This window comes from Clostridium thailandense, assembly GCF_019207025.1.
Taxonomy (GTDB): Bacteria; Bacillota; Clostridia; order Clostridiales; family Clostridiaceae; genus Clostridium_AM; species Clostridium_AM thailandense.
This window is the reverse complement of record NZ_JAEEGC010000217.1, coordinates 1-11,606: the sequence shown is the minus strand read 5'-3', so window position 1 is coordinate 11,606 and position 11,606 is coordinate 1. Positions and strand designations below refer to the sequence as shown.

The window sequence follows — 11,606 nt, the reverse complement described above, 5'->3', positions numbered from 1 at the left end:
TACTTTTTTTCCCATTTTTTTGTTTCCTCCTAATTTTTACTATTTTTTTATACATCTAAAATTTTCCACTAACGTTTGATCTTTGGTGTATCTAAGTTCTTTACACATGAGCATTTAAAAACTATGATCTACTCACCATTAGTAATTTCAACTTTTGTCGCTTTTCCTTTTGTTACGATTGCAGCAATAAGGAATGCTGCCGCTAATGCAAAAATAATGATCACTGCTACATTATAAGTAAAGTAATAAGGTTCTCCAACTGCCATATTAAGCACCCAGGTAACTAAAAATGTTGCTAATAGTAAGCCAACGTGAATTCCAGACTGCACGAGACCAAGAGATCTGTCCCTTGTTTCTAGAGGAACATTCGTTGCTGTGCATGTTGTAATATAAGGTATAAGCAAACCATGGCCAAATCCTATAAAAACACATCCCAAAACCAAGAATGTTGATGAATGAGCATTAGCCATGAATACAAAACCTGTTGCTAAAACAGCAAGTGAGAATGTAATAAATGCATACTTATATTTACATATGTAAGGATAAACCAATGCAGCAACAGCATTCAAGGTCCCAGGAAGAGCACACATAATACCGATAATGGTCATAGGAACAATCCCTCTTTCAGCATTGAAAGTTGCTAAAGTTAATATCATCCATCCAAAACATATCCAGAGGAATGTCATACATCCAAACATCTTATAAGCATACATAGGGATAGGCATATTTATTTGTGTTTTTCCTCTTGTACCAAGTTCTGTATTCGGAGTTGAGCTTGGGCAACCAATTACAACTAAGAGCATTATTACAAAAATGGCTGCAAAAGAATAAAAAGATACTTTCCACCCAAAGCCCAATAGCAGACCTACACCTATACTGATCAAACCATTTGCAACATTAAATACTGCATTCATGTAGCCCATAACTTTTTCTCTTTTAGGACCAACAAAGTATTCAGCTATAATCATCGCTGGAATTGGAAGACAAAGACCTACTCCTACACCAGTTAACAATCTCATTAGCAATATTATATTTATATTTGATAAAAATGCTGGCATCATACCAGTTATAGCGTATAGTGCAAGTGCAAATATTGCTATTTTTTTCTTATCTAACTTTTCCGTAAGTTTACCTGAAACAACGCTAAAAATCATTGATGTAATAAATGGAACTGTGGATATAAATGTAACCTTCGTAATATTTTCATTTGGAAATGCTGAGATTATTGTTGCAAGAGCCGGATTGATAGCAGCACTTTCAAAGTTATAAACTGCAGCAATTATTAATACACAAAACAATGAGAATGTACTAATTTTTTTGGTATTTTCCATAATTTGAACCACATCCTTTTTATATTTTTGTACTTAATGTTACAATTCATCAAAATTCTATAACGTCTATCCCTTTACAGATATTCTTATTTTATCTTTTTATTTCCATACATTAAAGACTCCCTTTAATGGGAGCCCTATTTATTTTTTCAAATGTTTCTTTTGCATCTATATCAGTTTGTCCTTAATTAAACAACACCATATTTATAAATTCTATCTGGTACGTCCGATTAATACTTGTTTTCCCATTTTTAAATTCCTCCCTGTTTCTTTATATTAAAATATTTAGAAGTACCAGCTTGCACCATTTCCTCCCATGAAGAAAAGTTGGTGCTTTCTTTAACAAAATTATCAAACACTTCTTTATTGTATATAAGTTGATCAGCATCCCAATTTATAAATACTGCACTTGAATACTTAAAACTTTCAAACCCACTGAATCGAGTATTGTCCTGCATAAATTCTTCATTAAAAATGTCTTCTAAAAGAGATTTTAATTTCTCTGTGTACTCTACATACTCATACATATTTATTTATTCCCATGTTCTTTATAAAATTCTTCTGCTTTTTTATTTACATACTCTTGCCATACAGGGGCGTCTTTAGCCATTCTTGGCCTACAATATTCTCCAAGCTGACCATTTTTTCCATCTACAACTTTTCCATCACTTATTGTCATATAGAGACATGGTTCTGCAGGAGGACATCCTTCTATGAACATACCTCTATCTTTCCATTTTCTTGTACAATTTCCATGTAAAACTAATTTTTCTTTTGGGATATCCTCTGGAATTGAATCTTTTCTTCCGATTACAACAGTCATTCCTGAATTCTTTTCATATTCATCTATAGCTTTTAACTCTTCCATGTTAAGAGAAAGCAATGCTTGACAGCTTGAACAAGCGTTTTCAGCAAGAATGTTGTATTCAGGCCATCTATTCATTCCACCGATATATGGAATCCACATCTTGGTATAAACTTCTTCAACTGATTTTCCTATAACTTCAATATTTTCTCTGTCAATTGTTCCAAAACCAGCTTCAGCAGCGACTTTAAAATAATCAACTTTATTTGTGTCTATTCCAACTATATCGCAAGATATAAGGTCTGCAGCAACTGGATCATAACTCCCAAGAATGCATCCTACATGCAATGGGACTGGTGTGTGTGGTCCATATCCACCTGCTGGATTAATAATATCAACAATATTAATATCTGCTCTTACTGCATACCATACATCCATCATTGCCATTGCAAGGTTTTGCCTGTGCATATCTAGATGAACCTTATCCTGAACAGTTCCTTTAATATTCTTTAATGCACCGCTAAATACCATACTTGCATGCGCTTTTAATATTGGAAGATTGATGATATGTTCAGCTTCTAATAAAAATCTTGGTAATTTTACTGACTTAATATTCGACTTATAGTTTCTTACAGGTACAGTTATAAGATCCTTATCCCTTTTTATATCTATAAGTTCAACACCTTCGTCAACAGCAACCTGTTCTATGCCAGATACTTTGAAGCATTCTATAGTATCACAGCCTATAGCTGCTGCTTCTGCAACAATTATTCTTTTAGGATTTGCTTTCTTTACTTCACGGATAACAGCTCTTAAAACTTCTGGATTTGTACACACCGATGATTCAGGCGGATTAGCATGTCCTGCATTTGGTTTAATTACTACTGTAGCATTAGGTTCAAGCATATTATTTACCCCACCAAGTAAATCAAATACTTTTGTAACACTGTCTTGGATTTCATTCTCTTTTGCAACTGCAACTATTGACTTTTTATTGGTCATTTTCATTTGGCACCTCCAAATTCTTTAGAAAATATTTTTAATACAGCATGTTATCACGTTATCTTGCAGCTTTTCCTTACTTGCAATTGAAGTGTTATGGCAATATTTAAACATTTACATTTTAAGATTTATACTCTCAAGCTATTTAAAACTTTTTAACATAATTTTTTATGTAAAACTTATGTCACACACTCCCTTGCTTGATTAAATTATATGACAATATAATCACAAAGTTAAATTGTAAAACAGAATTTGTAAATTCCATTTTGGCAATTCCAAAACAGAATTTAATTATTACCTATTGGAATATTTTCTATTCTTTATATATAATTTAAAGTATAATTACATTAGTAGAGTCAAATTAGTTAAATTATGAAAACGTTTTTAAAGGAGGTTTCACCATGGAAACTCAACATATACGTGAGTTTATTGATTTAGGATATACATTAAATTACCGTCAAACAGCTGAACGCTTATTTATTTCTCAACCTACCTTATCTAAACATATAACAAAAATGGAACAAGAATTAGGAGTTCAGCTATTTATCAGAACAAAACAATTTGTCCGATTAACAACTTGCGGAGAGCAGTTCTATGAAAAAGCAAAAAAAATTGTTACTATATATGATGAAGTTACTAACAAGATACTTTGTTCAAGAAAAAATATGGAAGGTACGTTGCGTGTAGGTTATCTGGATAATGCAATACGTCATGAATTGGTATCTGGCATAGAAGACTTTAAAGCAAAATATCCCAATATTACCTTGTCATTAATATCAAGTAAAAACCCTGGAGAAATAGAGCACGCTATTAAAGACGATGCCATGGACATCGCATTAACACTCAGTTTTAGCAATACCGTATTTCCCCCTGAGTGGTACTTTGAAGAAATTAAACCTGATATACTCGCAGCCGTTGTTTCAAAATCTAATCTTCTATCTGAAAAATCAAAAGTAGATTTTTCAGAATTATTAGAATATCCACTATTATTTCCTAATGCCACTGCCTTTACTGATTATTCAAAATGCCTCAGAAATTTTGTTAAGAATTCCAATCGATCTGCAAATGAAATATATGAATTTTCTGATATTGATACGGCTCTTATCATGGTAGAATCTGGAATTGGTGTAACAGTTATGCCAAAACATATAAAATGTAGAGCTCATTCTGCTAAATTTATAGATCTAAATGATTCTAATGCAATCTTTAGTATAGGTGCATTAAGGAAAATAACCAATTGTACTCCTGGAAGCAAAGAATTTATTGAAACACTTTTATTAAAATACCAAGATCAAAATAATTATTGACTCTATTTTATCATTTTATGAAATCTATTAATTCTAGCTTCAAAATAAAAAAATAGAACTCCTTATGTTTTAAAATCCTTAGAAGTTCTATTTCATCATTATTATACTTACTCAATGAGTAAAAAAGCATACCTATTCATAGCTTCACCATATTCTTTTAATACATGGATTGGGTATCCTATATTTCTGACAGTGGAATAAACATCTATTCCAAAAGCATCAGCACCAGGACGTACCATTTTAGGATTTCTGCATTCTATTCGATTTCCAATACAGCTTTCACATATTTTACAGGAATCAAATGATATTAAAAATGTTTTATAATATCCTGAAAGGAATATTTCTTTTTCAAGGTTAAGAAGCTTTAAAATTGTATCTCTACTCCAAGCTTTAATATCTTCTGGTTTTTCTAATTGCTTTTCAAGGTGAAATACCACTATATCTTTATACTCAGATATCATTTTTTTACATTCTTCTATGTTTGGAACGTTAGGGGGGCACGTACATCTTTTGCCATATGATGGACATCCAAACACACAACGAAAACGAACCCACTGTGCTACAATGATATCATTTGTATTTACCCATTTGAAGTCAGTAAATCCGTATTGATTAAAAAATTCTTCCAATTTCTCTTTGTCAATCATTTTATAATTCCTCCAATAATTTATTTTGTCGGTTCAGATTATGAGAAATATTCCATAATTAATATTGTATTATGTAAAATTCAATTTTCTCTCTATATATAAAATTATATAGCAATACAATTATAAAGTTAAATTACAAAACAGAAACGACAAATTCCATTTTAACATTTTTAAAATCAACAAAGTCATTTTGAATTAAGTCCAAAAATAACGCTTATAAGGTGTTATTTAAGATTGGCTCATTTGCATTAGGAAGCTTATTTTCCTATTTAAGATATATCTCTAATGATTTGTATATTCAAAAGTTTATTTGGCATTATAAAAAAACTATCTTAACAAATCCTGAATTAATTAAAGAAAAGAATCCTGATGTTGTTTTAATTGCTATAGGCTCAATTCCTGCAAAACCTCCAATTCCAGAAATCACAAATAAATAGGAGGTTTCATTTTGAGAACTACTACTGAAACTCTGCTTCTCTGGGAGCAGAGAATTAGGGAAAGAATTAAAAGTGGAATGTCGGTTTCAGAATGGTGTAAAAAGAATGAAATCAGTAAAAATAAGTATCATTATTGGAATCATAAAATAAGCAAAATGTAAAAGTCGGATAAAGAAATGGTATTCGCTGAAGTCACTTCAATCATTTTAGATAAAATTGAGCCAAAGTCAAATCTCAGTAAATCAGATGATTTTCAAGTATTCTTCAAAAACATACAGGTAACAGTTTCAATCAACTTCAGTGAAAATTCTCTATTAGGACTAATGAAAGTTTTGCAGCAACTATGATGCGCCATATAGCCGATGAGACTGAACATATATATCTTGCACTTGGAGCAACAGATTTTCGTAAACACAAAATGTTTACTTCTAGTTTTAGACTCCCCCCCTTTGTTTCTTTTGGCAAGTGTGCTTAATATCTTAGATTCGATCTCTTCTGCTTAACGCCATTCCAATGATACTATCTTAAATATATATAACCTAAAATTTTGTTATATTCTAATGTCTTCATGTACAATATAAGGGGGATGTTACTCAGCAAATAAGGTAGGTGCATTTATAATACGATTTTTATAAGTATAATTACGTACCTTAATTGGTGAGAATAAATTTGAAAATTGTTTGTTCATTTTGATTCATCCTTTCGCTTTTATGCTATTAAAAACCTATCGCATTCCTTGACATAAATACTTAGTAAATCTCCAATAAGCATAAATTATTAATATTCTTTCTTCATTTATTTTTCAATGATATAATAATAACAAAGCAAAAAATGACCATCAATCATTAACCTTGCTTCATATGTTGCTTAAGCAACACCTGCTCTTCAACTGTTATTCAAGCAACATATTAGAGTAAATTGTCGGCCTGGTTATCATAATGTTAAGGAAGGAATTTTTATGAACAAACAAGACTTAAGAATTGTAAAAACAATCGATATTATTTCTGAAAGTTTCTTGGATTGTCTTGAAAAAAAAGAGTTCAAGCAATTAACAGTTAAAGATATTACAGAAAAAGCTAGAATTAATCGTTCTACATTTTATAAATACTATATGGACAAATATGATCTTCTTAATAAATTTATAGATAATGTTTTAAAAGACTTTCATGAAAATTTAGATGCAGAATTTATAGATTTGCCTTGTTCTGATCTTATTACCCATCGCCATCAAATCGAAAAAACTATAGCTTTTTTTCTTTCTCAAAAGAGAGTTTATGTTATATTATGGAATGCAGATATTAATAGAAATGTCTTTGATGAAATGCTGAGAATTGGTGAAAATAAAATATTTGATAAGATTGAAAATAACGCTGGCATAAATGTAAAAAGCCAAGACTACTCCAAACTTTATTCTAAATTATTTCTAGCTACTATGATGGCCTCCATGCGATGGTGGTTTGAATTAAAGAACTCTATATCTGCTGAACATCTTTCAGAAATTATGATACAAAACATGACAAAGGGGATTTTTAATACATTTAAAAGCGATTTAATTAGCGATAAAAGCTAGTAAACCTTATATTTACTAGCTTTTATATATTTAAATATTAATTTTTGTTTATAGTACACTAATCATGATATTTTTAATCTTATTCCCTATCAATTTCAATAGTTGGAAAGCTTATATCCTTATATTTAACAAACTTTTCTTTAACAGTTGCTAAATTCTCTGGTGTATAAAAACCACCTTGTGTATGCATAATTTCTTTTAAATGATGTTCTCTGCCTTCAACAGTAGTACGGTCACGGCATAAGCCATTTTCAGCAATAACAAATTCCCATTTTCCATCTTCTGTTTTTTCTAAATCTCCACCAGCTCCACAAACTTGACATTCTATTGGGAAATGTAATCCATCCCATTGAACTTCACCTAAAATTAAAGCATTAGAGTGACAGTTAGGGCACCATCCCATGTTTTCATCACCTAACCATTTTCTTTCTTCTACTTTTGTGTTCAATGACTTCATAACATTGCTGCCAATTTCGTGGGCACGTTTAATCATATCATCATGTAACAAACATTGTTTAGCTGCTGGTACACGAGTAGCCAAAAGCATATCAACGATTTTAAAATCATTTGTAAAACAAGTTGCCTGCATACATTCTAGAGCCATAGACTGCCATGAACGAGTGGAACCTCCCACTGCAATTAAAGCACCTACTCTATCTCTGTGTTCAATGGCACCAATTGATTCTAAGAAAGCAGATTCATAACTTAGATTTCTATGCATGAACTTTAAGAATGTTGCAGTAGGCATTAAGTCATAAGTAGGTGCTGCAAAAATAACTGCATCCTGATTTAACATAACATCCATAATTGCTTTTTTATCATCTTTATCATCTAAGGTACAACCAACATATTTTCCTTGAGACATACCGTGCGTACAAGCTGTACATCCTGTACAATCTAAAATATTATAATCTCTAAGATTTATCATTATCACTTCTGCACCTTGTTCTTGACAGGATAAAAGTGCCTCTTTTAGTAAAATATCTGAATTTGAATCCTTTCTTCCTGATGTAACTCCCATTACTTTAAAACTCATGTTTATATCTCCTTTTTATTATCTTTTTATTCAATCTATCTAATATCTAACGCTTACATGGTATAGGCTTTTGTGGACATCTAGGTTTTATAGGTCCTGCCTTTACAATAGCTTCTTCCTCACAAGCTTCCACACATTTTCCACATTGAGTACATTCCTCTTGATCAATTACATGTATAAATTTTTTCTTTCCTAAGATTGCATCATCCTCACATACATCTGCACACTCAGTACATCCAATGCACTTATCTGCAAGGATATGATAAGTAACAAACTTACTGCACACTGCAGCTTTACAGACCTTTTTCGTAATGTGCTCTTCAATTTCTTCTCTAAAATTGCTAATAGCACTTATTACTGTAGACGCAAGGGTTCCATCAATCTCGCAAAGTACTTGATTTTTCATTTCACCACACAAATCTAGCAATAGACCAATATCACTTGTTTTTCCTTTTTTCTGTGAAATGTCAGATAAAATCATATTTATCTGTGTCACTCCCTCAAAGCCAAAGACACATCTTCCACAGCTTTCTTTTGTATAAGCTTCTGCAATATTCTTTAGCTTATCTAAAATACAATCGGATTCGTCAAAAATACAAATATAATCTGTAGTTAAATTAAGTTCTTTATCTAAATCAGCTTCTCCGAGTAAAGTTGCCATAGGATAACCTAGGTACATACCTTTAAATGTTCCTTTTACACCACATGACTCAATAATTTCTCTAGGTGTTATTTTCTTTTTGAAAACATATTTTCCTTTTTTCTTTATGCTGCCATCTATATATACATTCTTTTCATCAGTATCTAACAACATCTCCACTGTATACACTGATTTATTTTCTTCCATAGATGAAGGAATTGGCTTTTCACCTTCTATTACCTTTAAAATTGCACTGGAATTTCTGTACGCAAATCCGAAGCTGCCATCAACAAGTATAGTTTCTAAAATCATATCAGGATAATTCTTAGCTTCTGTCTCTAATTTTGATTGAAGGTCTTTTTCTTTATAATCCAAGATAATATAGTTTTTTTCAGCTTTCTTTGAATGGATAGTCTCTAAAATCTGAGAGGTACTATTCTTTAAAATATCTTTTGAAACTGGTGCCTCCTTATATGTAGGCACCGCATTACATATAATATATTTATTCATATTCTTTTCCCCCTCTTTAATACTCATTCCACAATTTAGGCTGTGTGAGATTTAATCTCAAATCACACTGTAGGCAGCGACCAGCCTCACAACTCGCCGTTTCCTTTGAAAGTGTTTTTTCTACAGCTTCAAAACTACATTTTCTCTTATCTGCATCTATTAATTCGATTTTAGTTCTCTCTAATTTAGAGAATCCAGCACATCTTCCAATATATGAATTTGCTTTTTCTTCATCTATTAATTTTTCAGTAATATCACCATCTCCACCTAGATACTTGTCAATAGACTCTGCACTTTTACGTCCTTCAGCAATTGCTGATATTACAGATTTTGTACCTGTAACAACGTCTCCTGCTGCAAAAATTCCTTTTATATTAGTTTCTAAGGCTTCATTTACCTTAAGGTATGGTCCATGAGTCAACTCTAATTCCATTTTTTCTGTTCCTTTAGGTCTTTGTCCAACAGCGAAAATAACATTATCCACTGGTATTACTTCATTAGAATCCTCTACCAGTTCAATAATTGCTTTTCTATTCTCATCAAAATAGAACTTGCTAACTTTTTGTAATTCCACACCTTCTACTTTTTCATTACCAACAATTTTTAAAAATGAATGAGCATCATGTAAAATAATGCCTTCTTCTTTGCCTTCTTCAATTTCATCCTTTGTAGCAGTCATCATATTAATATCCTCAAGGCATGCTATATGGACTTCTTTAGCTCCTAATCTCAAAGCTGTTCGAGCACAATCATAGGCAACATTACCACCACCTAAAACCATTACTCTTTCCTTCAGTTCAACAGGTGCCCCTTGACGTACTTTCTTTAGGAAATCAGAATTTATATAAACACCTTGCAAATCATTTCCTTCTAATGGTAACTTACTGCCTTCATGAGTTCCCACTGATACAAGTACCGCATCAAAACCTTTATCTAATAATTCTTTTGGAGCATCTATCCTGGTATTAATTACAAGCTCTACTCCTACCTCTAATATATCAGCAGTTTCTTTATCAATTACTTCATCTGGCAAACGATATGCTGGAATTCCATATCTGCATTGGCCACCAGCCTTTCCATTTTCTTCAAATACAGTAATGCTATGACCTTTTTTAGCTAAGAAGTAAGCTGCTGTTAATCCTGCAGGGCCTGCTCCTATAACTGCTACCTTCTTGTCTGTTGGTTTTGATTTAAAAGCTCTACTCTTCCATGATTCGTCATGACTCTCAGCTGCAACTTTTTTTAATTTACAAATGGAAATTGGATTTTCAAATTCATTTCTCTTACAATTATCTTCACACACGTGATTACAGATACTCCCAAGGGTTTCTGGAAAAGGAACTTTCTCACGTATTACTGCTGTTGCTTTAGCAAAATCTCCTTCTTTAATATAACGAAGATATCTCGGAACATCTGTATGAGCTGGACATGCTGCTCTACAAGGCACTACAGAGTCACTATAAGAAACCTCTTCCTTCATCATTCCAACAGCATCCATAATTGAACCAGTTGGACAGACTTCTATACAAGCACCACAGAATTTACATCCTGCTTCTTCTAAGGACTTGCCTCCATCAATTCCTACCTGAATGCCATTTTTTGTTCTTTGGTAATCTAGAACTTTGACACCTCTAAGTTCTCTGCAAGCTCTAATACATCTTCCACAGCGAATACATCTGGTAAATAAATGTTGAATCAAAGGATTACTCTCATCATTTTGTACTGTTCTTGATTTCTTTCTCCATTTTTCTGGCCCAACTCCCATATATTGATATATAGACTGCAATTCGCACTTACCATATTTAGGACATCCTGTACAATCAGCTGGGTGTGTTGCTAGAATTAGTTCCATAGCCATTTTTCTCGTTTTATCTGCTTTTTCAGAATTTATTTTAATTACCATATTTTCTTCAACTGTTGTCTTACAGGCCGGTACGGCATGTTCTATTCCTTCAACTTCCACAGAGCACAATCGGCAGCCACCTACCGCTTCCAAATCAGGATGTTTACATAAATGTGGAATATAAATCCCAGCTTCAAGAGCTGCATCTAATACTGACACACCTTCTTTGACATCTATTTCTTTTCCTTCAATAACTATTTTCATATATTTTTCCTCCAACATGGACTGTCACAATATAAAAATTATGCGACGCAAAATTTTTTCAGAGGACAATTGACAGAGGACAGAGGACAATGAAGGTTGCTTTTCTTCCGCTGTCGCTACAGAAAAGCTTTAATTATTTTTTATTTAGCGGCTTTGCCGCAAGCCATCAGTCTGCATTAATTGTCAATACTTTATTTAAGATATTTTAATAAAA

General features: G+C 32.2%; 10 protein-coding genes. 3 read left to right on the top strand and 7 right to left on the bottom strand.

Annotation, left to right across the window (positions count from 1 at the left end):
- Positions 1 to 128: 128 nt before the first annotated feature.
- From I6U48_RS28700 to I6U48_RS28690, 3 genes are all read right to left on the bottom strand, one after another.
- On the bottom strand, positions 129 to 1,331 hold the full coding sequence (locus I6U48_RS28700; RefSeq protein WP_218323935.1) for an MFS transporter: 1,203 nt from the start codon (positions 1,329 to 1,331) through the stop codon (positions 129 to 131).
- A 251-nt stretch (positions 1,332 to 1,582) separates the two neighbouring features.
- The gene (locus I6U48_RS28695) at positions 1,583 to 1,858 is read right to left on the bottom strand and encodes a hypothetical protein (protein ID WP_218323934.1); all 276 of its coding nucleotides are present in this window, start codon (positions 1,856 to 1,858) and stop codon (positions 1,583 to 1,585) included.
- Between the two features lie 2 nt (positions 1,859 to 1,860).
- Entirely contained in the window at positions 1,861 to 3,144 is a 1,284-nt protein-coding gene (locus I6U48_RS28690; protein ID WP_246615610.1) for a DUF362 domain-containing protein, read from the bottom strand.
- 395 nt (positions 3,145 to 3,539) lie between these two features.
- On the opposite strand from I6U48_RS28690, the gene I6U48_RS28685 reads away from it, so the two are divergent.
- Positions 3,540 to 4,445: a LysR family transcriptional regulator gene (locus I6U48_RS28685; RefSeq protein WP_218323933.1), complete on the top strand. Its 906-nt coding sequence runs from the start codon at positions 3,540 to 3,542 to the stop codon at positions 4,443 to 4,445.
- A gap of 107 nt (positions 4,446 to 4,552) precedes the next feature.
- Here the strand turns inward: I6U48_RS28685 and I6U48_RS28680 are convergent, their stop codons facing one another.
- The gene (locus I6U48_RS28680) at positions 4,553 to 5,092 is read right to left on the bottom strand and encodes a DUF2284 domain-containing protein (protein ID WP_246615609.1); all 540 of its coding nucleotides are present in this window, start codon (positions 5,090 to 5,092) and stop codon (positions 4,553 to 4,555) included.
- Between the two features lie 448 nt (positions 5,093 to 5,540).
- Here I6U48_RS28680 and tnpA point away from each other — a divergent pair, with 448 nt between their 5' ends.
- Both tnpA and I6U48_RS28670 read left to right on the top strand, forming a co-directional pair.
- Complete coding sequence (gene tnpA / locus I6U48_RS29960; RefSeq protein WP_246615608.1) at positions 5,541 to 5,690, top strand: IS66 family insertion sequence element accessory protein TnpA; 150 nt, start codon at positions 5,541 to 5,543, stop codon at positions 5,688 to 5,690.
- 797 nt (positions 5,691 to 6,487) lie between these two features.
- Positions 6,488 to 7,099, top strand: coding sequence for a TetR/AcrR family transcriptional regulator (locus I6U48_RS28670; RefSeq protein WP_218323932.1), 612 nt, complete (start codon positions 6,488 to 6,490; stop codon positions 7,097 to 7,099).
- 79 nt (positions 7,100 to 7,178) lie between these two features.
- Here I6U48_RS28670 and I6U48_RS28665 read toward each other — a convergent pair whose 3' ends face one another.
- Genes I6U48_RS28665 through I6U48_RS28655 form a run of 3 tightly spaced genes read right to left on the bottom strand, consistent with a single transcriptional unit; the run spans position 7,179 to position 11,392 of the window.
- Positions 7,179 to 8,135: a flavodoxin family protein gene (locus I6U48_RS28665; RefSeq protein ID WP_218323931.1), complete on the bottom strand. Its 957-nt coding sequence runs from the start codon at positions 8,133 to 8,135 to the stop codon at positions 7,179 to 7,181.
- A 46-nt stretch (positions 8,136 to 8,181) separates the two neighbouring features.
- Positions 8,182 to 9,285 carry an NADH-ubiquinone oxidoreductase-F iron-sulfur binding region domain-containing protein gene (locus I6U48_RS28660; protein ID WP_218323930.1) on the bottom strand — a complete coding sequence of 368 codons (1,104 nt, stop codon included), beginning with the start codon at positions 9,283 to 9,285 and terminating at the stop codon, positions 8,182 to 8,184.
- 16 nt (positions 9,286 to 9,301) lie between these two features.
- Complete coding sequence (locus I6U48_RS28655; RefSeq protein ID WP_218323929.1) at positions 9,302 to 11,392, bottom strand: FAD-dependent oxidoreductase; 2,091 nt, start codon at positions 11,390 to 11,392, stop codon at positions 9,302 to 9,304.
- Positions 11,393 to 11,606: the final 214 nt, after the last annotated feature.